26 protein-coding genes and 1 tRNA gene are annotated in these 24,965 nt (G+C 70.0%); 15 read left to right on the top strand and 12 right to left on the bottom strand.

Annotated features, from left to right (window positions below; translation table 11 throughout):
* Window positions 1–45: 45 nt before the first annotated feature.
* Complete coding sequence (locus tag O7542_RS01535; RefSeq protein WP_281606520.1) at window positions 46–447, top strand: rhodanese-like domain-containing protein; 402 nt, start codon at window positions 46–48, stop codon at window positions 445–447.
* On the opposite strand, the gene O7542_RS01530 is transcribed toward O7542_RS01535, so the two are convergent.
* The 3 genes from O7542_RS01530 to ssb all read right to left on the bottom strand — a co-directional run bounded on the left by O7542_RS01530 (window position 441) and on the right by ssb (window position 3,992).
* Window positions 441–2,024 carry a cobyric acid synthase gene (locus O7542_RS01530; RefSeq protein ID WP_281605587.1) on the bottom strand — a complete coding sequence of 528 codons (1,584 nt, stop codon included), beginning with the start codon at window positions 2,022–2,024 and terminating at the stop codon, window positions 441–443. The genes O7542_RS01535 and O7542_RS01530 overlap by 7 nt on opposite strands.
* On the bottom strand, window positions 2,021–3,019 hold the full coding sequence (locus O7542_RS01525; RefSeq protein WP_281606519.1) for a cobalamin biosynthesis protein: 999 nt from the start codon (window positions 3,017–3,019) through the stop codon (window positions 2,021–2,023). The genes O7542_RS01530 and O7542_RS01525 overlap by 4 nt, the downstream gene beginning before the upstream one ends.
* A gap of 103 nt (window positions 3,020–3,122) precedes the next feature.
* Entirely contained in the window at window positions 3,123–3,992 is an 870-nt protein-coding gene (gene ssb / locus O7542_RS01520; protein ID WP_281605586.1) for a single-stranded DNA-binding protein, read from the bottom strand.
* A 286-nt stretch (window positions 3,993–4,278) separates the two neighbouring features.
* On the opposite strand from ssb, the gene O7542_RS01515 reads away from it, so the two are divergent.
* Complete coding sequence (locus tag O7542_RS01515; protein WP_043328869.1) at window positions 4,279–4,689, top strand: HPF/RaiA family ribosome-associated protein; 411 nt, start codon at window positions 4,279–4,281, stop codon at window positions 4,687–4,689.
* A gap of 163 nt (window positions 4,690–4,852) precedes the next feature.
* Window positions 4,853–5,869: an alpha/beta hydrolase gene (locus O7542_RS01510; protein ID WP_043328867.1), complete on the top strand. Its 1,017-nt coding sequence runs from the start codon at window positions 4,853–4,855 to the stop codon at window positions 5,867–5,869.
* 21 nt (window positions 5,870–5,890) lie between these two features.
* Here the strand turns inward: O7542_RS01510 and O7542_RS01505 are convergent, their stop codons facing one another.
* Window positions 5,891–6,625 carry a hypothetical protein gene (locus O7542_RS01505; protein ID WP_281605585.1) on the bottom strand — a complete coding sequence of 245 codons (735 nt, stop codon included), beginning with the start codon at window positions 6,623–6,625 and terminating at the stop codon, window positions 5,891–5,893.
* Between the two features lie 170 nt (window positions 6,626–6,795).
* Between O7542_RS01505 and O7542_RS01500 the strand changes: the two genes are divergently transcribed.
* The 5 genes from O7542_RS01500 to O7542_RS01480 all read left to right on the top strand — a co-directional run bounded on the left by O7542_RS01500 (window position 6,796) and on the right by O7542_RS01480 (window position 12,135).
* Window positions 6,796–6,868, top strand: a tRNA-Arg gene (locus tag O7542_RS01500).
* A 68-nt stretch (window positions 6,869–6,936) separates the two neighbouring features.
* Window positions 6,937–8,430, top strand: coding sequence for a tyrosine-type recombinase/integrase (locus O7542_RS01495; protein WP_223201334.1), 1,494 nt, complete (start codon window positions 6,937–6,939; stop codon window positions 8,428–8,430).
* A 190-nt stretch (window positions 8,431–8,620) separates the two neighbouring features.
* The gene (locus O7542_RS01490) at window positions 8,621–9,640 is read left to right on the top strand and encodes a DUF262 domain-containing protein (protein ID WP_166457048.1); all 1,020 of its coding nucleotides are present in this window, start codon (window positions 8,621–8,623) and stop codon (window positions 9,638–9,640) included.
* Between the two features lie 4 nt (window positions 9,641–9,644).
* Window positions 9,645–10,586, top strand: a complete 942-nt coding sequence (locus tag O7542_RS01485) for a hypothetical protein (protein ID WP_084789614.1) — start codon at window positions 9,645–9,647, stop codon at window positions 10,584–10,586.
* Between the two features lie 70 nt (window positions 10,587–10,656).
* Window positions 10,657–12,135 (top strand): NAD-dependent epimerase/dehydratase family protein, encoded by a 1,479-nt coding sequence (locus O7542_RS01480; protein WP_223201333.1) that lies wholly within the window; start codon window positions 10,657–10,659, stop codon window positions 12,133–12,135.
* Window positions 12,136–12,696: 561 nt separating this feature from the next.
* Here the strand turns inward: O7542_RS01480 and O7542_RS01475 are convergent.
* Entirely contained in the window at window positions 12,697–12,867 is a 171-nt protein-coding gene (locus tag O7542_RS01475) for a hypothetical protein (protein WP_157560794.1), read from the bottom strand.
* 195 nt (window positions 12,868–13,062) lie between these two features.
* On the opposite strand from O7542_RS01475, the gene O7542_RS01470 reads away from it, so the two are divergent.
* Window positions 13,063–14,106 carry a DUF3883 domain-containing protein gene (locus O7542_RS01470; RefSeq protein WP_051611383.1) on the top strand — a complete coding sequence of 348 codons (1,044 nt, stop codon included), beginning with the start codon at window positions 13,063–13,065 and terminating at the stop codon, window positions 14,104–14,106.
* Window positions 14,107–14,335: 229 nt separating this feature from the next.
* On the opposite strand, the gene O7542_RS01465 is transcribed toward O7542_RS01470, so the two are convergent.
* The 5 genes from O7542_RS01465 to O7542_RS01445 form a co-directional block, all read right to left on the bottom strand.
* Window positions 14,336–14,731 (bottom strand): hypothetical protein, encoded by a 396-nt coding sequence (locus tag O7542_RS01465; protein ID WP_043328857.1) that lies wholly within the window; start codon window positions 14,729–14,731, stop codon window positions 14,336–14,338.
* A 31-nt stretch (window positions 14,732–14,762) separates the two neighbouring features.
* Complete coding sequence (locus O7542_RS01460; RefSeq protein WP_281605584.1) at window positions 14,763–16,772, bottom strand: hypothetical protein; 2,010 nt, start codon at window positions 16,770–16,772, stop codon at window positions 14,763–14,765.
* A 134-nt stretch (window positions 16,773–16,906) separates the two neighbouring features.
* Window positions 16,907–17,233 carry a hypothetical protein gene (locus O7542_RS01455; protein WP_064448668.1) on the bottom strand — a complete coding sequence of 109 codons (327 nt, stop codon included), beginning with the start codon at window positions 17,231–17,233 and terminating at the stop codon, window positions 16,907–16,909.
* Entirely contained in the window at window positions 17,224–17,949 is a 726-nt protein-coding gene (locus tag O7542_RS01450) for an alpha/beta hydrolase (protein ID WP_281605583.1), read from the bottom strand. Before O7542_RS01450 ends, O7542_RS01455 begins: the two co-directional genes overlap by 10 nt.
* Before the next feature lie 95 nt (window positions 17,950–18,044).
* Window positions 18,045–18,770 (bottom strand): SDR family oxidoreductase, encoded by a 726-nt coding sequence (locus tag O7542_RS01445; RefSeq protein ID WP_104112966.1) that lies wholly within the window; start codon window positions 18,768–18,770, stop codon window positions 18,045–18,047.
* A 75-nt stretch (window positions 18,771–18,845) separates the two neighbouring features.
* Between O7542_RS01445 and O7542_RS01440 the strand changes: the two genes are divergently transcribed.
* The gene (locus O7542_RS01440; RefSeq protein ID WP_197494987.1) at window positions 18,846–19,205 is read left to right on the top strand and encodes a MerR family transcriptional regulator; all 360 of its coding nucleotides are present in this window, start codon (window positions 18,846–18,848) and stop codon (window positions 19,203–19,205) included.
* A 157-nt stretch (window positions 19,206–19,362) separates the two neighbouring features.
* Entirely contained in the window at window positions 19,363–19,809 is a 447-nt protein-coding gene (locus O7542_RS01435; RefSeq protein WP_043328852.1) for a hypothetical protein, read from the top strand.
* Here O7542_RS01435 and O7542_RS01430 read toward each other — a convergent pair.
* Window positions 19,806–20,216, bottom strand: a complete 411-nt coding sequence (locus O7542_RS01430) for a TIGR03618 family F420-dependent PPOX class oxidoreductase (protein ID WP_064448672.1) — start codon at window positions 20,214–20,216, stop codon at window positions 19,806–19,808. The two genes, O7542_RS01435 and O7542_RS01430, sit on opposite strands and share 4 nt — an antisense overlap.
* A gap of 41 nt (window positions 20,217–20,257) precedes the next feature.
* Window positions 20,258–20,698: a hypothetical protein gene (locus tag O7542_RS01425; RefSeq protein WP_166457041.1), complete on the bottom strand. Its 441-nt coding sequence runs from the start codon at window positions 20,696–20,698 to the stop codon at window positions 20,258–20,260.
* 205 nt (window positions 20,699–20,903) lie between these two features.
* On the opposite strand from O7542_RS01425, the gene O7542_RS01420 reads away from it, so the two are divergent.
* From O7542_RS01420 to O7542_RS01405, 4 genes are all read left to right on the top strand, one after another.
* Window positions 20,904–22,079, top strand: coding sequence for an ATP-binding protein (locus O7542_RS01420; protein ID WP_064448673.1), 1,176 nt, complete (start codon window positions 20,904–20,906; stop codon window positions 22,077–22,079).
* Window positions 22,069–23,265: a hypothetical protein gene (locus O7542_RS01415; protein ID WP_113974656.1), complete on the top strand. Its 1,197-nt coding sequence runs from the start codon at window positions 22,069–22,071 to the stop codon at window positions 23,263–23,265. The genes O7542_RS01420 and O7542_RS01415 overlap by 11 nt, the downstream gene beginning before the upstream one ends.
* Window positions 23,235–23,951, top strand: coding sequence for a response regulator transcription factor (locus O7542_RS01410; protein WP_043328844.1), 717 nt, complete (start codon window positions 23,235–23,237; stop codon window positions 23,949–23,951). Before O7542_RS01415 ends, O7542_RS01410 begins: the two co-directional genes overlap by 31 nt.
* A 74-nt stretch (window positions 23,952–24,025) precedes the next feature.
* Window positions 24,026–24,769, top strand: coding sequence for a hypothetical protein (locus O7542_RS01405; RefSeq protein WP_281605582.1), 744 nt, complete (start codon window positions 24,026–24,028; stop codon window positions 24,767–24,769).
* Window positions 24,770–24,965 lie beyond the last annotated feature (196 nt).

The raw sequence follows: 24,965 nt of genomic DNA, 5'->3' as shown, positions 1-24,965 counted from the left end.
GTGACGTGGGCGGCTGGGCATCATCGGGGGGTGCTCCATGACGTGATGTGTCCGGGCGTCGACGCCCTCCTGGAACAGGCCCGCGCCGGTCTCCGCCGGCTCACTCCGCACGAGACCGTCGAGGCGGTCCGAGGCGGCGCGCTGCTGATCGACACGCGTACCGAGGCGCAGCGCCGCGAGGAGGGTGAGCTGCCCGGCGCGATCGTCATCGACCGCACCGTGCTGGAGTGGCGGCTCGACCCGGCCAGCGCCTGGCGCATCCCCGAGGCCACCGGGTACGACCGCGAGATCATCGTGGTGTGCCGGGAGGGGTACAGCTCCAGCCTGGCCGCCGCCAGCCTCCAGACGCTGGGGCTGCGGCAGGCCACCGACATGATCGGCGGGGTGCAGGGCTGGCGGGAGGCCGGGCTGCCGATGTCCGACCGCCCCGCCGACGTGCGCTACTGAACCGCGCGGTCGACGGCGGGCCGCCGGACGTCGCTCTGTGCCGGCGGCGCGCCGGGTGGCACGAACGGCAGTCCCGGCGGCGGACCGGACTCGATCAGCCGCCACAGCGCGTCCGTGTCGAGGTGTTCCTCCACCAGGTCGCCGAGCAGGTCCAGCGTCCGCTCCCGGGCCGCCGCGAAGGACGTGTCCGGCGCGACCTTGAAGCCGGTGCGCCCGGCCGCCGCCGCGACCTCGGTCAGGAAGCGGCGGCGGAACTCGTCGGAGGAGAACGTGCCGTGCCAGTGGGTGCCGTACACGTTGCCGAGGCGCGCGCCCTCGCCGGTGCCGTCGGTGTGACGCAACAGCGGCGCGAGCCCCGGGTCGGCCGTCGACACCCGGCCGTGGTGGATCTCGTAGCCGCTCACCGGCACGTCTCCCGCGGCGCTGCCCTCGGCCCGGCGCACCGTCTTGACCGGCTCGAACGTGATCTCGACGGGCAGCAGCCCGAGGCCGGGCACGGTGCCCGCGCGGCTCTCCACCGGGTCGTGGATCACCCGGCCGAGCATCTGGAAGCCGCCGCAGATGCCGAGCAGCGGCCGTCCGGCGGCGGCGTGCGCCAGTACCGCGTCGGCCAGGCCGGTCTCCCGCAGCCAGGCCAGGTCGGCGACAGTCGACTTGGTGCCGGGGAGCACCACCAGGTCGGCGGCGGCCAGTTCGGCCGGTTCGACGGTGAGGCGTACCCGCACACCCGGCTCGGTGGCGAGGGCCTCGACGTCGGTGGCGTTGCTGATCCGGGGTAGCCGCACCACTGCCACGTCGAGCCAGTCGGTGCCCCGGGGCGCGGGCGGCCGGCCGAGCACCCGCCCGTACGCGAGCGAGTCCTCCGCGTCCAGCCACAGGTCCAGCGCCCAGGGCACCACCCCGTACGTGGGACGGCCGGTGACCCGGCGCAGCATGTCCAGCCCCGGCTGGAGCAGCCCCCGGTCGCCCCGGAACTTGTTCACGACGAACCCGGCGACCAGCGCCTGATCGGCCGCGTCGAGCAGTGCGACGGTGCCGAACATCGAGGCGAACACGCCGCCCCGGTCGATGTCGCCGACCACGATCGTCGGCAGCCCGGCCGCACGCGCCAGCCCCATGTTGACGTAGTCGCCGTCACGCAGGTTGATCTCGGCGGGGCTGCCCGCGCCCTCGCAGATCACCACCTCGTACTCCTCGCGCAGCTCGGTCAGCGCCGCGTACGCGGTGGTGGCGAGCCGGGACCGCACCTCGTGGTAGTTGCCGGCGGTGACCGTGTCGACCGCCTCGCCGAGCAGCACCACCTGGCTGGCGTGGTCGCTGCCCGGCTTGAGCAGCACCGGGTTGAACCGCAGGTCGGCGTCGAGCCCGCAGGCGGCGGCCTGCATGGCCTGGGCTCGGCCCAGCTCCCCGCCGCGCCCGTCCGGCCCGACCACCACAGCGGAGTTGTTCGACATGTTCTGCGCCTTGAACGGCGCGACCCGGACGCCCCGGCGGCGCAGCCAGCGGCAGATACCGGCGGTGAGCACGCTCTTGCCGGCGTCGGAGGTGGTGCCGGCGACCAGCAGCCCGCCGCTCACCGCCCGCTCCCCCGGCGGGCTGCCCGCACGAGGACGCCGAGCGCGGCCCGTCCGGCGGCCCCGGCCACGCGCCCGACGGTCACCGGGTAGAGCGCGGCCAGGCCGAGCGCGGCCACGCCGACCGCGCCGGAGATCCGGGCGGCCCGCTTCAGGTGCCGCGCCTCGGGGCGGGGCCCGTCACCGAGGAACGGCCGGGTCTCCGCGCGGCCGAAGTAGACGTTGCGCCCGCCGAGCCGGACACCGAGCGCGCCCGCCATCGCCGCCTCGCACTGACCGGCGTTGGGGCTCGGGTGGTCGGCCCGGTCCCGCCGCCACACCCGCCAGGCGACGGCACGGTCCCCGTGCGCCGCCGGCGCGACCGCCACCGTGAGCAGCCCGGTCAGCCGGGACGGCACCAGGTTCAGCACGTCGTCCAGCCGGGCCGCCGGGGTGCCGAAGCGGGCGTACCGGGGCGAGCGGTGGCCGACCATCGCGTCGAGCGTGTTCGCCGCCCGGTAGCCGAGCAGACCGGGCAGGCCCGCGACCGCACCCCAGACCAGCGGGGCGACCACGGCGTCCGAGGTGTTCTCGGCGACCGACTCGACCGTGGCGCGGGCGAGTTCGGACTCGTCGAGGGCGGACGGGTCCCGCCCGCAGAGGTTGCCGAGGCGAGCCCGGGCGGCGGGCAGGTCGGCCCGGCCCAGCGCCCGTGCCATCACCCGGGACTCGTGCCGCAGCGTTCGCCCACCCAGCACCGTCCAGGTGCCGGCGGCGACCAGCGCGGCCCGGGCCACCGGATGACGTCGGGTGGCCAGCGCGGCGGCGGCGCCGAGCAGGACCGGCGCGCCGACGGCGAGCGCCGTGAACGCGGCGCCGGCCGACCGGTCGGGACGGTAGAGCCGCTGTTCCAGGGCGCCGGCCGCCCGGCCGAAGCCGGCCACCGGATGCCACCGGCGGGGGTCACCGAGCAGCGCGTCGAGCGCGTAGCCCGCCACCAGTCCGGTCGCGTTCGCCATGGCGGTCGCCTGCCGCACCCGTCACCACCTCCGGCCGGCCAGCCTAGTCGTACGCGGGGTGGAGACGCCGATGTCACCACCCCGCGCCCCCGTCGGACGACTGTCAGGCGGGCACCGGGGTCCGTCGCCTGCTCCGGCGCCCCGACGCGGTCCCGCCCGGGCTCGCGCCGCCCGGCTCGCCCTCACCCGGCCCGGAACCACCCGGTCCGCCGACCTCCGGCGGTGCGACCTCGCCCAGTTCGTCGTCCTCGGCCGTGGCCGGCCCGTCGTCGGCCACGTCGCCCAGCTCGTCCTCCTCCCCCGCCGGGCCACCCGAACCGGGGTCGAAGCCGGCGGCCTGCCGCGCACCGGGCCGGGCGTCGACGGACCGGGCGTCGACGGACCGGGCGTCGACGGACCGGGCGTCGAACGGGTCGGGCTCACCCACCCGCTCCACGGTGCCGACGAGCCCGACCCGGCCGCCGCCGTACTCCGAGGGCGGGAAGTCGTCGTCGAAGGGCCGGTCGTCGAAGGTGGCCGGGGCCTGCCCGTCGGGCACCGGCTCGGTCGTCTCGCCGTGCACCCGCTGCTCGGCCTCCGCGTCCTCGACCGTGCTGGTGGCCGCGCGGGGCTGGTTACGCAGGAACCGGGCCCGGCCGCGGGACAGGTCGTGCCCGACCGCGACCGCCTCCAGTTCGTAGAGCGTGCGGTGGGTGCCGGACTCGTCGGTCCAGTCCCGGGTGTAGAGACGGCCGGCGACGATCACCGGGTCGCCGACCGCCACCGAGGACGCGACTCCCTCGGCCAGGCGGCGCCAGCAGTTGACCCGTACCCGCAGGCTGTTGCCGTCGACCCAGCGGCCGCTGTCGCGGTCGAGCCGGCGGGCGGTCGAGGCGACCTTGAAGTTGGCCACCAGCGTTCCGCTCTGGGTGGTCCGGCGCCACTCCGGCGCGGTCAGCACATTGCCGACGATCGTGACGTACGTATCGAACATCGCCCCTCCCAGGGATCGACTTGTCCCGGGAAGCGTCGGCCCGCCGCCTAGCCCGGGCCACCCGCCCGGCCCGTACCTGTGGATGACGGACCGCCTTGTGGACAACCCCCTGATCAAGGTCCCGATCTGCTAGGTCAACCGGCCCTACGCGCCTGACCTGCGGCGACGCATGATCGAGTGGAGCCGGCAAGCAGGCGTTCCGGAATCGCGCCGGTTGGGTAAGTACTTGATCAACCGAGAGAAAGGGAGCTCCGATGCTTCTCCGAGACGTCCGCGAGGCAGCGCGATGAGCGCCGTGGCGAACCCCGCGACCGTGGCCGAGTGCCTGCGGGTCGGCGCCGGGTTCTCCCAGGGCGACCGCAACTGGATCGCCGAGCAGTTCGCGACCCTGGACACCCGGCTCGCCGGCTTCCACGCCGACGCCACCGAGCTGGAGGTGTCCGTCAAGGATCGTGAGGCCCGGGGCCAGAAGGTGACCCTGGAGTGCTGGATCGCCGGTCGGCAGAAGATCGTCACCACCTCGACCGAGGAGGATCTGCACGCCGCGCTCAACGACGTCCGGGACGACCTGCGCCGCAAGCTCAACGACGCGAAGACCCGGCAGGAGCCGCGCAACAACAAGCACCTGCGCGCCGTCGACCAGCCCGAGGGCGTGCCGTTGCAGGACGCCGCACGCGAGGACGCCGAAACCGTCTGAATCCTGGCACGGCCCGCCCGCTCGGTGCCGGCGGGCGGGCCGTCCCCGCGCTGAGGCGTTGTTAAGAAGGGGCCCTTCCTCTACCGGATGCGTTAACAAGGGCCCCCTCCTTACAGCCCAACACCCCTACCGCCGGGTAGCGCGGCGGCGTACCGTCGCGGTCGTGGAACCGGACGTGCTGGGCGCCCCCTACGAGCGGCGGACGATCGACCTGGGCACCGACGACGAGGGGCCGGTCGTCGCGACCCTGGTGCGACGGCGGGCCGACCGCCCGACCGGTCGCGCCGTGCTCTACGTGCACGGGTTCGTCGACTACTTCTTCCAGACCCACGTAGCCGACTTCTTCGCCGAGCGTGGCTGGGACTTCTACGCGCTCGACCTGCGCAAGTACGGCCGCAGCCTGCTGGCGCACCAGACGCCGAACTTCTGCCGCGACCTGAGCGACTACTTCCCTGAGCTGGACGCCGCCGCGGAGATCATCCGGGCCGAGGAGGGCCACGACACCCTGCTCGCGATGGGCCACTCGACCGGCGGCCTGATCATCTCGCTCTGGGCGCACGACCGCCGCGACGCCGGACTGGTCGACGGCATCGTGCTCAACAGCCCCTTCTTCGACATCAACGCGCCCTGGATGGTCCGTCGACCCCTCGCGGCCGCCGTCTCCCGCCTGGGCCGCAGGGCGCCGCAGCGTGTCCTGCCGTTCGGCCTGGGCACCGTGTACGGCGAGAGCCTGCACGCCGACCACCGGGGCGAGTGGCGGTACGACCTGGCCTGGAAGCCGCTCGCCGGGTTCCCGGTCCGGGCCGGCTGGATCAACGCGATCCGCACCGGTCAGCGTCGCCTGCGGGCCGGGCTGGACATCCCGGTGCCGGTGCTGCTGGCCTGCTCGACGCGGAGTTTCCGGGGCACGAAGTGGCACGACAGCGCCACCGGCGCCGACGCGGTGCTCGACGTCGAGCACATGGTGCGCTGGGCGCCCCGCCTCGGCCGGCACGTCACGCTGGCCCGCTTCGACGGCGGGCTGCACGACCTCACGCTGTCCAGTCCCGGCGTACGCGAGAAGGTCTTCGCAGAGGTCGGACGGTGGGCGGAGGGATTCCTCCGCGCCGGACCGACCGAGCCGGAGCCCACGACGCCGCCGTCACCTCGGCGGCCGGCCGACGCGACCGCCGAGGGCTGAGCCCGGCCCCGCCAAGCCGCTTCAGTCGGTGACGACCGCCGCGAGCGCGGCGCGGATCCGGTCGAACGTCGCGACCGGGTGCCCGCCCGCGCGCCACGGCAGCACCACGCCCAGGCAGCGCAACGCCGACCCGCCGTCCGGTCCGGCCTCGACCGCGAACACCGGCGCGCCCACGTAGCCGGCGGGCAGTTCCGTGGTGACCCGCACCTCGCCGCCGTCCCGGGCGACCCGCTCGACCACCGCCTCCAGCGGCCGCGACCCGTCCTCACCCGCGCCCAGGGCCAGCACGAACGCCGAGACGGGCGCCGCGCCGATCCGGGCGACCGAGTCGGCCGGCGCGGCCACCGCCTCGGTGACATGCTGGGTACGCCAGCGCCAGCCCCGGTCGTCGGCCCAGCCGTGCAGGCCGCCGGTCGGCATCGCGGCGAGCCCCAGTTCCGGCAGGTGCACCCAGTGGTCGGCGAAACCGGGCAGGTCGATCGGCTCGTCCGCGCCCTCGGCCGGGTCCGTGACGCTCGGCCGCAACCCGATCTCGCCGTACGCCCGGTGGGTCAGCGCGTCGGCGGTGAGCAGCCACTCGTGCGCGATCTCCCCGTCGTCGGTGGCGCCGACCAGTTCGCTGTAGAAGAAGGCGGTGCCGAGGACGCCGGGCGGCGTGCCCGGGCCGTCCGAGCCGGTGAGGGGCAGGATCGCCCGTCCGAGGAGCTGACACAGCTCGAAGACGATCTCGTTCTCGGTTTCCTGGTCGAGCAGCATCCGACGAGGGTACGGATCGCGTCCCGCCCGGCCCCCGCGGGACCCGCCGGAACTGTGGTGCCGTTCCGGGCCCCGGCATGGGACGCTGAGGGGCGGAACGGACGCGCCGACCCGTACCCCCGGGCGGACGGGGAGCGGCGGTACCCTCTTGGCGCGACGACCGTCGGCGCGCGCCCGTAGCTCAGCGGATAGAGCAGGGGACTTCTAATCCCAAGGCCGCAGGTTCGAATCCTGCCGGGCGCACAGGTACTTTGCCTTCCTGAACGGCTCGCGTGGGGCTATTCGTGGTGCGAGCGCGCTACGGTGGCCCCGTGGCAGCCTCGAACGGACGCACCAAGCGCCAGCGCGGCGAGATCGAAACCCTCCCCAGCGGGTCACTGCGCGTGAAGGTCTATGCCGGCGTCGACCCGATCAGCGGGAAGCGGCACTACCTCACCGAGGTCATCCCCGCCAGCCGCACCGCCGCCAAGGAAGCCGAGAAGGCGCGTACCCGGTTGCTGGCCCAAGTGGACGAGCGGCGTAACCCGCGCACCCGTGCCACGCTCGACCAACTCCTAGACCGGTGGCTTGAGGTGGCCGATATCGAGGCCACCACCCGCATGGGCTACGTCAACAAACTCAACAAGCACGTACGGCCGGTGCTCGGCAAGCTGCCGGTCGGCCGGCTCGACGCCGAGACGTTGGAGTCGTTCTACGCGAGCCTGCGCCGCTGCCGCGGCTGGTGCGGCGGCAAGGCGTACGTGAAGCACCGCGTGGAGGGCGAGCACACCTGCACCGCGAAGTGCCGGCCGCACGTCTGCAAGCCGCTCAGCGCTTCATCAGTGCGGCAAATCCACTGGATCCTCAGTGGTGCTCTCAGCCGTGCCGTCCGGTGGCGTTGGATCGCCGTCAACCCGGCCAGCCAAGCCGAGCCACCCGCGCCGCCGCACCCCGACCCGCAGCCACCAAGCCCCGCCGACGCGGCCCGCATCATCAGCGAGGCGTGGCGCGATCCAGACTGGGGCGCGCTGGTCTGGCTTGCCATGACGACCGGCGCCCGCCGTGGCGAGCTGGCCGCGCTGCGCTGGCACCATCTCGATCTGGACGCCGGTGTGCTGACGCTGCGGCGCAGCGCCTACCTGGACGAGCATGGCCAGCTACAGGAGAAGGACACCAAGACACACCAGCAGCGGCGGGTAGCGCTCGACCCGGAGACGATCGAAGTGCTGCGCGAGCTGCACGGGCGATACGTCGGCCGCCTAACGCAGCTCGACGCGAACGCCGATCCTGCCGACTACGTCTTCTCCCCCGAACCGGACAACAGCCGTGGTTACCGGCCCGACACCATCACCCAGAGGTACGGCCGGCTCGCCCGTCGGCTGGGTATCGACAGCCACATCCACGCGCTGCGCCACTACTCAGCTACCGAGCTGATTAACGCGGGTGTCGACGTGCGGACGGTTGCTGGACGCCTTGGTCACGGCGGCGGCGGCACGACGACGCTCAGGGTGTACGCCGCCTGGCTGTCGGAGTCTGACCAGCGGGCCGCCGGAACGCTGGCCGCTCGAATACCGCCGCGCCCCGTCGCACCGGCACACCGCATCGTCGCCAACAGCCCGTACCAGGTGATCGCAGCAGAGCTACGCAAGCAGATCGCCACTGGTCGGCTGCAACCCCACGACCGTCTCCCCTCAGTTGCCGAGATGGCCGCGATGCATAACGTCTCGGTCGGCACCGCTCACCGCGCAGTTGCCCTGCTGGCCGCAGAGGGCTTGGTTAGCGTTATCCGAGGCACCCGTGCAACCGTCACAGGAGCAGCTGGATAGAGGCCAGGGCGACTCTCACCCGGGACGCCGTGGTGAATCCGCACGCTTCGAGCAGTGTTCGTCCAGCCGACCTCAGCCCTCGGTCGCTCGACAGCACTTGAAGAAACCCGCTCACATCTGGTGCAACCAGTGAGGCCCAAGTGACGATACTCTGTGGTTCCGGACTTGCTTTACGAAGGGTAGCTGCTCAGTGAAGCACCAGACAGGCTTCCGCCGCTCGCCGAACACCCAGTCGGCGAGTTGGTTTCTCGACCTCAATTCGGCGCGCCGCCTTGATCTAGACCCGCCATACCAGCGGCGCAGCGTCTGGAATATTGAGTACAAGCAGTTTTTTATCGACTCACTTATTCGAAACTACCCCGCACCCACCATCTTTTTGCAGGTGGACGTCTCAGCGGATGCACCTACCCTGTATCGAGTGATTGACGGAAAGCAGCGCCTGACTGCGCTCTTCGAATTCGTGGAGGACAAGTTCCAAGCACCCGACACCTTATCGGATCTGGGACTCGACAGCCTATACTTCTCGGAACTTCCGGATGATACAAAGATCGCACTACTGGAGTATGTATTCGCCGTGGAGAACATCTCCAAGGCATCTCCGACGGAACTCAATGAAGCATTTGACCGACTTAATCGGAATGTAGCTAGGCTGAATAAGCAAGAGCTTCGCCACGCCCGATACGGAGGAGAGTTCCTCCGAAAGGTAGAAGGGCTCGCAGAACATCCTTTCTGGGCGCAAATCGGAATCGCAACCCCGGCACGCATCCGCCGAATGCTCGATGTCGAGTACGTTTCCGAGCTATACGTCGTTTCAATGAAGGGCAGTCAAGACGGCAAGGACTACCTTGACTACCACTATGCGGCGAACGACTCGGAGATTGCAGACGAGAAGCGAGCAGACGAGAACTTCGTAGCAACGCAGGATATACTCCGCGAAATCGATGATCAATTCCCACTTAAGGCTACTCGGTTTAGCAATCTTGCAGACTTCTATTCACTGTGGGTCGCGGTCAGCGACCTGGTCAGGTCCGGCAGCACCGTGAACGTAGGTCTGGCTAAACAAGGTCTTGAGGATTTCGCCTACGAGATCGACGGCCAGACTACTGACCGAGCGCGCCATTACCTCCTAGCCGCCGTTCAAGGGTCGAACAAGAAGTCGAATAGAGACATCCGGGCCAACATACTTCGGACCATCCTCCTAGGCGAGTAGCGCGATGCTTTTACCCGGCTCCTTCAAGACCGCCTACGAGGCCATCATTCCGGACCTTGAACAGGGCGTCGAATATGTGCGTTCGCGGCTGCATGCCGAACTGGCAGAGTTTAGGCCAGTGGTCATTCAGGTTCGCCGAAAAGAAGCTGAATCACTCTACGCAAAACTGCAGAAAGGTGAAGCAGCGAGCATCTTCGACGTGGAAGACCTTATTGCCGCTCGCGGGGTATTCCTGCACACGGCGGAAGCTCAAAATGCCATGACAACAGCAGAGAGGGTCTTCCCACCGATCGAGGCGAAGAACGTCGAAGCCGGCAAGCCTACAGACTTCAGATACCAGCAGCCGCACTTGATATGCCGCCTACCAAACGACTATCTGGCAAGGCACCCTAACCTTACTCAACTGAAGATTGAAGTGCAGTTCACCACGTACGTGCAGCACGCTCTGCAGGAGTCCACGCACGACGTGATCTATAAAGGCCAGCGCTTTTCCTGGCGAGAACACCGCTTGGATGGCCGACTGCGCGGTCTTCTCGAAATTGTAGACGACGTGCTTGCCAATGTGAGCTCAGTCGCGAACATTGGGGACGAACCCAACTACGAGCTATTCGATGCGCGTAACAGGATTATTGAGGCCGCAAGGGAGAGCTTCGCCGACTCCTCATTGCCGGATGACATGAGGCGCTTCGCCATCACAGTGGAGGGCATTCTCCAAGCAGCAGAGATTAGCCCCGCCGAACTCGTCGAGTTCATGAACCGTCATGCTGACATCGCGCAGGCGTTTTCCCTCACGCCCGTCGACAAGGTGCTCGGCATCGCTCTGCGTGAGCGTCGCGAGAAGCTGCTTTCTAGGTCAAAGCGACGCCTGTTTCTGGTGACTCCCGAATTGGAGACCGTTGTACCTGAGGCAAAGACCATTCCCGCAGGCCAGCGTGTCAAGGTCTAGCCCCTGAACCAGAGGGACCGGGGCACCACCCTCCGGTCGCCCAGCTGTCCCTGCTCGGCATGATTGGTGCATGCGCTTACTGGTGCTCGGCGGAACCTGGTTCGTAGGCCACGCGATCGTAAGGGCCGCCCTCGATGCTGGATGGGAGGTGACCACCTTCAACCGGGGGACATCGAGCACCCCCTTGGAGGCTGTCCGGCCAATCCAGGGGGATCGAACCCGCCCGCGGGATATCGCCGCTCTCGCCGCTTTCGGCAACTGGGACGCGGTGGTTGACACGTCGGGCTACGTGCCGAGGAACACCCTCGACGTCGCCCGCATGCTTGCGCCTGTCGTTGGCCGCTACGTCTTCATGTCGACGCTCAGCGTGTACCAGGGCTGGCCGGTCAAGCCGCTGAGCGAGCAATCCGAGCTGCTCTACTGCCCGCCGGACGCCGGACCGGACTACGGCACCGACATGGAGGACGGACCGACCCGCTACGCCTACCAGAAGGCCGGCTGCGAGGCTGCGGCAGCCGTCGCGTTCGGGGCTGAGCGGACCACGATCCTGCGGCCCGGCGTTGTCTACGTGGCGCTGCTGGCCACGCCGATCCTGCGGCACTTCACCCGCTCCCTGACCCCGTTCGCGCTGATCGACGCGACCATGCCCTCATCCGGCAAGACGATCCTCACCGCCGGGCCGGGGATGCTCTACGGGCAGCGGGTCATGAACTGGGCCTACGCCGACGAGGAACTGCGCAAGTCCATCACTGCCGTGTTCGCCGAGCAGGTCGGCGTGGTCATCTGGGACAACCTCGCCGAGGGCACCGTCATCGACTCCGCCGTGCTCGCCCAACTCGTCACCAACGGCGTGTGGTCCGACCGACAGTTGGGCGCGTCGCGCAACATCGCCACCGTCAACGACCGGCTGTGGATGGCCACCGGCAACAACCTGCAAGTCGGCGGCGACATGGCGAGCCGCACCGTGCGCGTGCACCTCGACCCGGACATGCCCCGCCCCGAACTGCGCGACCAAACCGGATTCGGCATCCCGCACCTCGACCAATGGATCACCGTCCCCGCCAATCAACTCACCGTCCTGTGGCACCTCCTGGTGCTGGTGCTCGACTGGACGCGGCAGGGAGCGCCGAAGGTCAAGGGCCTGTCGATGCGGCAGTTCACCCCCTGGGCGCAAGCCCTCGGCGGATTCCTCGCACACCATGGCATCGACGGGTTCCTCACCAACGCCGCCGAAGTACGGGAGATCGATGAAGACGAAACGCGCTGGCGCGCGTTCCTCACCACCTGGCATGAGCGCCACGCCGGTCGACCTATGACCGCCGCCGACCTCCGCCGCGACGCCGAACCCCTGCACCTCGGCAGCGACGCCCACGACCCGTGGGACGGCCAGTTCATCACCACCGCCGCCGGCCGCCTACCCAACCCGCTGCAACTCGGCCGACTCCTCACCGGACAGGCCGGACGCTGGCGCGGCGATCACGTCATCCGGGCAGGCCGCAACGAGCGCGGCGACCGGGCCATGTTCTGGGTCGAACGCCACAAGGACTGAAACCCGCTGAACCATCTCCGCATCTCCGCAACGCCGCACCCACCCTCCACCACCAGGGAAAACACCCTGCGGAGATCAGACCATCAGGAGCCATCGATCTCCGCATCTCCGCAACCTCTCTGCGGAGATGAACCCCGATTGCGGAGATGACCGGTCAACAGCACTCCGCATCTCCGCAAGCATTCGCCCAGCTCACAGCCATGTTTGCGGAGATGCGGAGATGCGGAGATGGTTCAGCCGCTCCCGCAAGGAACGCCGACCACCGCGACTGGCCGCGTAGTCCGGCCCGCTGAGCCTGAGCCGCCTCCCCCGCTCCAAGCCCTAAGAGATGTCGCGCTTGCCGCGCCCGCGCATGGTTGATCACTTGGGGGTAACGGAGGTACCCGCCGGTTGACCCGCTCCCCGGAAATGCGCAACCTATGGGCCTACATTTTCCCGGTTCGGTGTAACCTCGTCGGTAGCAACATGGATGAGGTTGACGAGACCTGATCCGAAAACACGACTGCCCCCGTCCGAGTGGAGACCCGGGGTCGGGGGCAGCGCGTGGTGCGGCTTGATCCGTTAGGTCAGCTTGCCGACGATGTCGATCGCGGAGTTCACGATCGCCGCCGCCGAAGCGAGCCCTTGCAGGATTGAGACAGTCACCCGAACCGTTCGCTGCCGGCTGGCACCGGCAGCGGCGGGCGGGGTGTCGGTCGAGTCTTTACGCTCGGCCGAGTCTCCATCCTCCATGTCACATCACCTCCCTCCTTCAATGTGTCGATGGCTGTAGCCGTGTTGGCGAAAGACCATCGACACATCAACCGAGGGCGGTGCGAGCACCGTCGATGAGAATAAACGTTCGCTACGACGCAGCCCGACCACACCGCTCGCGTCGGTGAGTCGTCGAGGTTCGCACCTCCGTGGCTGATCCGGTAGACACGTCCTATGGGGATCAACGAGTGGTGGCGTGAGGATCCGGCCGAGCGCTTTTGGATGGAGATCACTGACCGCAGTGACCTCGGTGCCGACCTTCATGCCCCGCAGGTTGACGACGCCGGACGCGAGTACTGGTCCTACGCTCTGGTCACCGCTGTTCAGCCGGGAGATCTGATCCTTCATTGGCACAAGTCGCTCCTCGGCGCCCCCGGAATCGTCGGGTATTCGACAGCTGCCGAAGGGCCGGAGGAAGACGAGATCGTCTGGGCATCTCAAGGCAGCTACGGCAGAGGCCGCCCACTTGCAGGCCCCGAGCCCTCGTGGCGGTACGCCCTGACCGGCTATACCGCGCTGGCGCGTCCGGTCACTCAAGATGCCTTTCGAGGCGTGGAGGGTAAGCTCCGAAAGGTCAAGGAGAAGCTGAAGGCACACCACCGGGGAAGCCTCTACTTCCCGTTCGCCTTCTCCGACAAGCGTCCGGTGCGAGCAGCACAGGGCTACTTGGTGAAGCTGCCGGCCGCGGTGGTTGCGGCGGTCCCGGACCTTAGGCAGATCCCTCGGGCAGAGCGCCGTCAAGTCCCGAGGCAGCGCCCGGCGCCATCCGAGCTCGCCGTCGCAGCCCGGGAGCGACGGGGTGCCGGGTACCTGCGTGACGAGGTGGTTCGATTGGCCATCGAGCGCCACGCCGTCGACTGGGTGCTGAGGCACTACAGCGCCCAGGGCTACGACGTGAAGGATGTTGGTGGCACCAAGTCGTACGACGTGCATGCCACTGCTGGGCAGCGCGAGCTTCACGTCGAGGTCAAGGGATCGTCCGGCGATGCTGACGCCGTAGAGCTCACATTCAACGAAGTTGAGCATGCCGCAGCGGCCGATACCCATCTCGTCGTCGTAGACCTCATCGACTGGCGACGGTTGCCGGACGGCACCGTCGAGACATCCGGTGGCCGCGTGCGGGTGTGGGAGTCGTGGACGCCCGCCGAGGCCTCCTTGAAGCCAACGCGCTACCGGTACCAGCTCCCGAAGTCGGGCGCTCGGCGCTACAGCGGGTAGTCATCCGGAGGCCGCCTGACGCAACCTAGTGGGACTGAGCGTGGGGCTGCGCGTGGTGCGAAATGCAGGCAACCAGAGTTCATTCAGTCGACCAAAGCCGCATCAGATGCAGCCAAAGCGCTCTGTAGATACCTCAGTCGCACCCATAGAGGCCACTTCTAATCCCAAGGCCGCAGGTTCGAATCCTGCCGGGCGCACCATCCCCACCGCAGGCCAGATCGTCAGCGGGCTACAGGTTGTTGATCCGGGCCAGCAGCTCCGCCTCGGTCAGGTTCTCCAGGACCGCGTCCTGCTTACGGCCCAGGACCGCCAGCAGCTTCTCCTTCTCCAGCTTCTTGGCCGCCGCCGCCTTCGCCGCCTGGTCCTCGGCGAGGCGGACGGCGATGACGTGCTTGACGACCTCCAACTTGGTCTCCAGGGTCGCCTTGGCCGGATTGGCCTCGGTGGCCACGAACGACTCGGTGTCGACGGCCTTCAGTTCAGCGTTGACCGCCTTGGCCACGTCGTCGAGGCTGAAGCCGGACTTGGCGGTCAGCGGAAGCTCCCACAACTGCTCCGTGGTCAGCAGTCCCTTGGCCGACGGATAGCGGAACTTCTCCCGCGTGGCCTTCTCAAAAATGGTCACGGTGACCTCTCTCCGTTTTCTGGGTAGGGGATCAGAACTGGATGCTGAGGAGGCGGCGCCGGCCGCCGGTCATGGTCACCTTGGCGACCACAGAGTTACGGATCGTGGAGCTGAAGCCGAGGCCGGAAAGCTGATCCGGAGAGGGCTCGCACTTGGTGCGGTCGCCGAGAACCTCGAACACCTTGCGATGCGGTTGCAGGTCGCCGCGGAGGAACTCGTTGTAGATCCCCCGTGTCGGCTGGTCGTTCACGCACCCCTTCAGGATGAAGAAGTAGTGCCGGTTGCCGACCTCGTTGTCGTCGAAGTAGTTCGGCGAGTACATGACGGTGGACACCGGTACGAACTGTTCGGTGGTGATCCCCCACAGTTCCTTGCCCGCACTGCCTCGCTGCACGTCCTTGCCCGGCCGGAAAGCGGTGGTCACGCCACCGGTGACCGTCATCCGGCCGACCTCGACGGTCTCCTTGTGGCCGACCGCGCGCTCGTGGCGGTAATGCTCGATCTTCCCGTTGCTCTCGGTCTCGATCACGAAGCCGACCTGGGCGCTGTCCCGCTTGCGGTACTGGTTCACCTCGATCCGGTACTCACCGTCGGGGACGTGGTCGGTCCAGGTGACGTTCTCCACCGGCTCGCGGGAGAGCGGCCCGCTGGCGTTCATGTCGACGTCCAGCTTGTCGCGCTTCTCCTGGTACCAGATGTGGTCGCCGTTTGGTTCGAACACGTGCAGGTCGAGGTCGTCGTGGTTGAACCAGGACAGGCTCACCCGCAGCTTGCCGGTGACGTTGCCGCCGGCCCGCTTGACCTTCTCCCGGATCGAGTCGGCGACGTTGCCGCCGTACGACCAGGCGAAATCGTTGTCCCACCTGAACAACCGCGGAGCGGCCGGGTGCCGGCCGGTCGTGAGGCTGACGAAGTGCGGCTCGTGCGTGTTGGCGACCCACAGGTCGATGGAGGTGGCGCCGGGCAGGATGTCCTTCAGGAAGGAGACCACGGGGACCTCCTCCGGCTTCGCGTCACGAAGGCGCGCACCTGTCGACGTCGTGGTGGCCGCCTGCATGAGCAGCCCTTCGATGCCGTCCTTCATCTGCGGCTGGGTGTCGTTGTCGACCCACAGCACGTTGTTGACCGACACGTCGGACAGCCGGGCGAACCGTCGCTGCAACGACTCCTCGATGCCCAACTCGTCGATGGTCTTCATGGCAGCCTTGACCATGGCCGGGGTGATCAGCGCCGTGGGGCGCTGGTAGTTCTGCGGCGCCACCTTCGTCTCGAACGACCGGACCGCCTGCTCCAGGTCGACGCCCGCGGAGAGAGCCTGGACGAGGGTGCCGATCACCGTGTTGCGCAAGCGTGCCGCCGGGTTCATGGCGTTGGCGAAGACGAAGGCCCGTCCGTCGGTCGCCTTCGTCCACCGGTTCTGCAGCGACCGGAACTCGGTCACCGCCCGACGATGCTCCGTGCCGCGGTAGAGGGCGTTGTCGTCGATGAGGTCGACGACGGTGTCCAGAGCGTGCGGGCTCAGCTCGGCCAGGCCGCGCTGGAAGACCTGCACCGCGGCGTCGAAGTCGCTCTGTGCCGCGCCGACGTCTTCGACACGATGCCGCTTCTCCACCCGGCCGTGCAGGTGGTGCCACACCTCGACCTGGCCGTCGCGCAGCGATCGGGTGGTCTTCGTGCCGTACTGCGCCTGACTGGACCGGAAGACGGTGGCCAACGGCAGCGAAAGAACGAACTCGTCCAGAGCGGCGGCGACGACGGAGAAGACCGGGTCGGAGGCCGAGACCCCGGACCAGACGGTACGGACCCGCCCGTCGTGGATCTCGACGACGTTGCCGAAGTGCTTGATGAAACCGCGGCAGGTCGAGCAGTCGTACTCGGATCGCTCACGGAACCGCAGATTGGTGCCGGCGGGGAAGGATTCGAGGAAGGTGAGCCAGAGTGAGTCCCGGTCGAGGCCGTCGCCAACGACGTACAACTCACCTTTGGACATGGTGGACAGACGTGAGGTCACGTCCGTCACGAACTGCTGAAAATCGCCCACCGTTCATCCCCCTTGATCGCCGGAGATCCTACGGAGCGATCACCAATCGGAGAACCGCGTTTCCGGCCTTCCGCACGGTCACGAGACGAGTTCCAAGGACGTGTTTCAGCGCGGTGCGCTCCGCGTCGCCGGCCCTAGCCCTGCTCGTCAGCACCGAGGTCCAGCATGAACGGGGAGCCGGGGCGCTCGGGCTGCCAGCCCCGCTCAAGCCCCTGCCGGATGGCACTCGCGACCAGCGAAGGGAGCACCGGAGAGGCCACGGCATTCATCCAGTTGTCCGGTCGCGGTGACGCGAGTCGGACGACGAGAGTGGCGCACCCAGCCAGATCCGCGCGCTCAACGGCGAAGCTCAACGGTGACCAGGTCAGACCCTGGCTGTACGTCGGCTTCCGGCGGACGAGCCAGCAGTAGCGGTTGCCGTCGACGACGATGGGCCGACTGCCCCGCTTGTTCAGTGCCACTGATCCTCCAGCCGGGCAACCAGCGCGGCGATCAGGTCGGGGCGCTCGTCGGTGACGAGATGGCCGGCGCCGGGAACGATGTCGGCGTCCACATGGATCCGCTGTCGTGCTCCTGCGCGCAGTCGTGCCGGGGGCAGGAACACGTCGTGGTGTCCGCTCGCGACCACGACCGGCATCGTGTGAGCGGCCGCCGGTACGAGGTCGTCGGAACTCACCGGACGGGCGTGCCGGGCGACCAGCGTCATCCATTCCACCAGTTCGGCGCGGGGCTCCTGGCCGGGAGCAGACAGGATGCGTAGCAGTCGACGGCTCGAAGCAGCTCGTGGCCGCACCAGCCAGGCCAGGAACGCCAGCAGGACACGGGGTGTGATCCGGAGCCGGCACAACCCGCCTGGAGACACGGCGACCTTTCCCCGAATCCGCGGATGATCCGCGGCGAGCGCGACAGCGCCGCCGAACGAATGCCCGAGCACCACGACCGGCCCGGCGGTGGTCTTCTCGATGACCTCTCCCAGCCACGAGCCGTACCACGTGAGCCGGCCACCGGCGGTGCCCGCTTCGTCGGAGCTCAGCCCTGGCTGGCCTGGAAGGTCGGCGGCGACCACCATGCAGTCAACTGTTCCTCGCACCACCGGCGGATCCTGTCCCGGCCCGCAGCGGTTCGATAGATCGAGGTCACCCGCTGCATCCTGCATCAGGGTGATCGGAAGCGCCACGACACCCTCCGGGTCACCGTCAACGCGCTGCAACCGGTCGGCGATGTGGCGCCTCCGCGAACGCGGCCACGACCGGCACGTACCGCCAGGCCCGGTCAGGCCGCCAGCGCCGCCAGGGCGCGGTCCATCGCGGCGTTGAACTCCTCCGGCGTCAGCGTCAGCCGGGACTTGACGTCCCGGCTCCACTGGTCGGCCAGCACCTCGGCGGCACCCGCCTCGACGCCGTCGAGCGCCGCGTCGGCCAGATCGGACGGCGCGATCTTGTCGACGGGCCAGCCCGCTGACATGTCGGTGTCGGCCAGGCCGAGGTGCACCGCCGTCACGAGCGTGCCCTGCTCGGCGAGTTCCAGGCGTACGCCGTTGGTCATGGCCCAGGCGGCGGCCTTGGTCAGGTGGTACGCGCCGGCGCCCCTGGTCCCGAACCACGACATGGCGGAGAGCACGTTCACGATCGCGCCTCCGCCGTTGCGGGCGAGGGCCGGCGCGAACGCGCGGATCATCTCCAGGTGGCCGAGCACGTTGGTCTCCACCTCGTGTCGTACCGCCTCCAGCGAACCGGTCACCAGGTCGGTTCCGGTCTGGATGCCGGCGTTGTTGACGAGCAGCGTGACGTCCGGGGCGGCAGCGGCGACGGCCCGTACGGATGCGGGGCTGGTGATGTCGAGCGGCAGCGCCTCGACGCCGGGCAGGTCGACGGTCTCCGGCCGGCGGGCGGTCGCGTAGACCTTGCGGGCGCCGCGTTCGAGCAGGCGCTGGGCGAAGGCGCGGCCCAGGCCGCGGTTGGCGCCGGTGACGAGGGCTACCGAGTCGTTGATGTCCATGCCCGGTACGCTAAAACCTGACGTTGACGTCAGAGGCAAGTGTTGATCGCCGAAACCGGGGTGAGAGGGGTCACCGTGACCGAGCCGCTGATCCGCATCGGCGAGGTGGCGCGCGGCGCCGGTGTCTCGGTACGGGCCGTGCGCTACTACGAGGAGCAGGGCCTTCTCGTCCCCAGGCGCAGCCCGTCCGGCCAGCGCCTCTACCGGCCGGACACGGTCACGCTGGTCCGGTTCATCCAGCAGATGTACGCGGCGGGCCTGACCAGCAGCCGGATCGCCGAACTCCTGCCGTGCTGGGACTCCGGGCACACCGACCCCGGGCAGCGGGCCATGCTGCGCGCCGAGCGCGAGCGCATCCAGGCCAGGGTCGACGATCTCCGGGCCGCCCTGGACCGCCTCGACGAGGTCATCGCGATCACCGATTCGCACCCGTAGGCGCGATCGCCCGCGCAGGCCCGACGACAGACGCAAGGCGGAGAGTGGCACAGGAATCCTGGTCGCGTCGACCCGCCGGTTTCGTCGGTGGTGTCGGGCATGATCGCGTGCGCCGCCGCACGACGGCGGTCGACGAGCGGGATCACCGGGAGGCAGCGTGGGCGCATCGGGATGGACCTACTTCGTGGCGTACCAGCCGGATGCCCAGGCCGCCCTTGACGAACTGCGCCGGCAGGTCTTCGAGACCGGCGACTACTGGTGGGCGGCGCCGGGCGAGTTCGGTGCGTCCGCCGCCGACTTTCCGGACCGTCCCCGCAGCGAGGAGGAGCTGTGGGCGGACGAGCGGGTACAGGAGTCCGGCACCCACTCCATCCTGGACATGTCGCGGGTGCTGACCGACGGCGAGGAGCCCGGCTTCGGGACTTTCCAGCGGGTGACCGAGGCCGAAGCGCTCGCACGTGTGGGCGTCGCCAGGCCGACCCGCGCGCACGTCGAGGCGCTCGCGCCGCTGGCCGAGCAGCGCTGGTTCGGCCGGTACGCCGTGCTGCACGACGAGGCGGGCGTCCCGAGCGAGATCTACTTCTGGGGGTTCTCCGGGGACTAGCGTGCCCGGCCGGCGAGCAGCCACCGCCGGACGGGCACCTCCAGCAGCACCCGTTCACTGTCCGGTGTGACCGGCTGCCGGATGTCCCAGCCGCCGTACTTCTCGGCGAAGGCCGCCACGATCGCGGGCGGGAAGCCGGCACGGTGCAGTCGGGCGACGCCCTCCGCGACGACCGGGTGGACGCCGTCCTCCAGGGCGAGCGAGACGCGGGGGTCGGCCGCCACGTTGCGGGCCTTGACGCTGCGGCCCTCGCAGCCGATCCACCAGACGCCGTCGGCGTACACGAACCACACCGGCGTCATGTGCGGTGAGCCGTCCCGGCGCAGCGTGCAGAGCCAGACGTTGCGTTCGCGGGCGAGCCGGTCCTCGACGGCCGGGGGAACCGGTGCGGTGGGAGATGGGGCCATGCGACAAGTGGATCAGGTGCGCGCGGAGGAGCGCCACCGGCTCACTCGCAGATCCGCCACTCCCCGTCCTCCTTGACCATGGGGAACGACTGCGTCACGTTGGTCCCGACCGCCGGGGTGAACCGGATGGTCGTCGACCCGCTCACCCGGCCGTTGTTGTTCGACACGTTGAGCCCGGTGATCTCGTAGCCGGTGAACTCCGGCTGGGAGGACTGCTGCCGGGTGAAGTCCGCCTCGCTGACCCGGTCGCGTACGCGGGAGCAGAGCTGCCGGTACGCGGCGGGGTAGTCGCGGTCGACGATCGCCTCGGCGTAGGTCTGCGCTGTGGAGCGCGCCGGGCCGGTGGCTTCCTGCACGACCCGGAAGAGGAAGAAGCCGCCGAGCACACCGCCGGAGCAACAGATCGCCAGCACCACGCCGAGCACGATGAACAGGGTTCGCTTGGACTTCTTCGGCGGCACCATGGCCGGCTGGTATGCCATACCCCGCAGAGTAGGAGACGCCGGCAACCGTAAACCGGAGGCCGCGGCTCCGCTTCTCGGCGGGCGCTGAGCCTCGGCTGCTTTACGCCGGAGCGAAACTCGTCAAGCACCAAGGGTGACCAGTACCCACAAACCGTGTTATTCTCCGGCGTCAATCTATGCCGCGCGGACCCGGCCGGGTCGCTGCCGGAAGGACATCCCCCCGATGCCGGTCGCTGCCGCCACGTCTCTGCCCGGGTCCACCCAGGCCCGGCCGGCGGCTGAGGCGTTCACGCTGATCTTCACGACGCTTCCCGCGCTTCTGCGACTCACCTGCGGTCTGGTCGGCGCGGTGGTCGCGCTGTCGGTGCGGACGCCGCCGGTGCGGGTGGCGCTGCTGATCCCCGCTGTCGTCGTCCTCACCGTCTGGTCGGTCTGGTACGCCTGGCGGGCGTTCCGGCACGGCATCGACGGGCCACTGGTGGCCGGCGACGTCGCGCTCACCACCGCCGCCGCGCTCGCCGTCCCGTGGCTGGTCGCGCCGGAGGTGCTGCCGGGCGAGGCGAGCTGGATCGCGGTGCTGGCCAGCTCGACGGTGATCAACACGCAGGCCACCGCGCCGGCCCGCTGGTCGGTGCCGGCCGGGCTGCTGGTCACCGCCGCGTACGTCACCGGCACCACGCTGGCCGGCAACCCGGTCGAGGCGCGGGCGCACGCCGGGACGCTGCTGGTGCAGACCGGAAGCGCGGCGGTGATGACAGCGGTGATGCGCCGCCGGATCGCCCGCGCCGACGCCGCGTTCGCCGACTACCAGCGGCTGTCCCACGAGGCGGTGGTCGCGCGCGCCGCCCGCGAGGACGAACGGCGGCAGAACCGCGACCTGCACGACACCGTGCTGGGCACGCTCACCATGGTCGGCCTCGGCGCGGTACCCGACTCGGCGACGTTGCGCGAGCGGTGCGCGCACGATCTGCGTACCCTGACCGCCCTGGCGGGCGCGCGGTCCGCGACCGCGGCCGGCGAGGCCGACCTGGACGAACGGCTGCGCCAGGTGCTCGCCGGAACGCCCGGGCCGGCGGTGACCGCGACGCTCGCGCCCTGCCGGCTGCCGGCGGAGGTCGCCACGGCGCTCGCCGACAGCGCCGCCGCCGCGCTCGCGAACGTGGCGCGGCACGCACCCGGCGCGACCGCGTCGCTGCGCCTGGCCCGCGAGGGCGGCGCCGTCGTGGTGGAGGTGGTCGACGACGGTCCGGGCTTCGACCCCGCCACGGTCCCGGCCCACCGGTACGGGCTGCGCGAGTCGATCCACGGGCGGATGACCACTGTGGGTGGACGCGCGCTGGTGACCTCCGCCCCTGGCGCAGGCACCCGGATTCGGCTGGAGTGGTCCGATGCCGACTGAGTCGGGTGCGGCGGTGACCGCCGACTCCGTGCTGCGTCCACTTCCCCGGCCGCGGGTGGCGACGCGCCCCGGACCGGCCACCGCCCCGCCGGAGGCGCACGCGGTGGCCGACGCCTCCGACGGGGGCGCGCGGATCGCCGCCATCGTCATCGCGGCGGCCTGGCACCTGGCGATCGCGCTGCCGGCCGTGTTGCGGGCGGGACCGGGAATGGCCTTCCCCGCCGTGGTGGCGGTGGGCTGGCTGGTGACCGCGCTGATCGGGGTCTGGGCCGGCGTACTTCTGCTGCGCGGCGAACTGCCCCCGGCCCGGAGCCTGGCCGCGGCGCTGCTGGTGGTCGACGCGGCGGTCGTCGCGGGCGCCGGCGAGCGCTTCCTGTTCAGCACCGCCAACTGGGTGTGGGGCGGCCTGGCGTGGTTCTTCCTGCTGGCGCTCTGGCGGCGGCCGGTGCGCTGGCTGCTGGTCATGCTCGCCGCGCACGGCGCGATCGCGGTGACCGCGGTGGTGCTGTACGGCGCGACCGCGTCGGCCGATCTGAGCCGGGCCACGATGTACGTTTACGGCACCTCCACCCTGCCGGTGGCGGTCTTCGTCGGCGCGGCGGCGCTCACCGCGCAGGCCCGGGCCCGGGCCGCCACCGCGGCGGCGGCGCTGGCCGTGGCGGCGGAGCGGGAGGCGGCCGAGCGGGCCCGCACCGAGCGCCAGGAACGGCTCGCTCTGGTCAGCGGCACCGCCGAGGAGGTGCTGGCCGAGCTGGCGGCGGGCGACGCCGACCCGGCCGACCCGGCGGTGCGGCGGCGGGCGGTGCTGGCCGCGGCCCGGCTGCGCCGGCTCATCGCCGAGTCGGACGACGTGCCCGACGCGCTGCTGCACGAGCTGCGCGCGGCGGCCGACCTGGCCGAACGCAACGGACTGCCGATCGACCTGGTGGCGGTCGGCACGCCACCGGAGCTGCCGGTGGAGATCCGGCGCGGGCTGGCCGACCCGCTCACGGCAGGGCTCGCCGCGGCCGAGGGCTGGGCGCGGCTGACAGTGGTCGCGGGACCGGACGAGGTGGTGGTCAGCCTGGTGACACCGGACCACGACGGCCCGGACGAGACGACGACCGGTGGGGGCGGACCGGTGGAACACCTGCACGAGCGGGACGGGGAGATCAGATGGACGCAGACCCGCTGGCGGCGGACGTGAACGCCGGGTGGCCGATCGGGGTGGCGATCGTGGACGACCATCCGGTGGTGATCGACGGGGTGCGGGCCTGGCTGGCCGGCGAGCCGCGGTTGCGGGTGGTGGCCACCGGCGACGACCCGGACGAGGTGCTGCGGGCCGCGCCCGACGCCGAGGTGGTGCTGCTCGACCTGCGCCTGCACGGCCGGATGGTGCTGGACAAGCTGGCCGAGCTGAGCGCGGCCGGGCGCCGGGTGGTGGTCTACTCCGAGCACAGCGACCCGCCGACCATGCTGGCCGCGCTGGACGCGGGCGCGGTGGCGTTCCTGGCCAAGCACGAGGGACGCGAGCACTGTGTGGGCACCGTGCTGGCGGCGGCGCAGGACCGGCCGTACGTGCCGCCCGCGCTGGCCGGCGCGATGGTCGGCGACGCCCGGCCGGATCGTCCGGCCCTGTCGGACAAGGAGCGCGAGGCGCTGCTGTTGTGGTTCCAGTCGATGTCGAAGGCGTCGGTGGCGCGCCGGATGCAGATCAGCGAGCACACAGTGAAGCAGTACGTCGACCGAGCGCGGATCAAGTACACCCGAGCGGGGCGTCCGGCTGCCACGAAGGCGGCCCTGCTCGCCCGCGCGATCGAGGACGGACTCGTCCGACCGGAAGATATCGGCATCTACCGGTCGCAGGCGTCGGCCGACCGGCCGACCCCCTAACAGGTGTCATGACAATCACCCTACGAATCCGGCAGGCTCCCTGATACCGCCAACCGTCACCGGGAGGTCGTACCGTGCCGGAGGACGCCGCACCCTTCTTCGTCGGACCGCATCGGTTCGACGCCGACGCCGACCCCACCCGTCCCGTGCTGGACCGGCGTTACGCGCTGGTGCCCGAGCCGGGTGAGCGCATACTCGGGCATCAGTTGCTGCGGGTCGCCGGTCACCTGCTGGGCCCCACCGAGGACGTCCGCTGCTGGGCGCTGCCCGCGCCGGCGACGATCACCGTGACCGACCGCCGGCTGGCGTACGTCTGCAGCGGTTCCGAGTTGTCAGTGGTCCCCGGGCAGGACAGCCGGACGGGTGCCCGGCACCGGCGCCCGGTCCGGCTGTCCCGCCTGGTCAGCGGTCAGATCCGCTGGCAGTGGCCGTCCCGGCTGGAACTGGTCGATCACGGCGACGGCACAGCCGAGCTGCGCGTGGTCTGCGACGCGCTGCGCACCATCCGGCAGCCGGCGCTGGCACTGACCGGCCCGGTCGGGCCGGTCGCCGGGCTGGCCCGGCAGGTCCGCCGCGCGGTGGCCGGATACCGCCTGGCCAACCCCGATCTGGTCGACCTCTCACCGCCGGAGCGGGACGCGCTCGCCACCCGGGTCGCCGCCTCCCCCGGCCCGATGCTCGGCACGGTGACGCTGCCGGGCTCGCTGCCGGTGGAGTTCCTGTCCCGCGACGACTACTACCGTCCGCCGGTGGCCGAGGCGTCGCCGTGGGCGCTGTCCGACGTCCCGGCCCGCGACCAGCCCGGTTCCGCCTGCTGACCCTCCCCCGAGCGCGCATCCTCTGCGGCATGGAGGTGCATCCTTGCGCGGTGCGGCTGTCCTCAGTCGGCGGAACAGGTGAGCGTTCTCGGCGGCCCTTTCCTCGTATGTGCGTGGTGGGCGGCCGAAGATCTCGGCAACGGAGGGGCGTTGCGTGAGACTCCACTCGCTCAGTGCCGGGCGCGCACCGCACTCC

Source organism: Micromonospora sp. WMMC264, from assembly GCF_027497275.1.
GTDB lineage: Bacteria > Actinomycetota > Actinomycetes > Mycobacteriales > Micromonosporaceae > Micromonospora > Micromonospora chalcea.
This window is presented reverse-complemented; position numbering and strand designations above follow the sequence as displayed.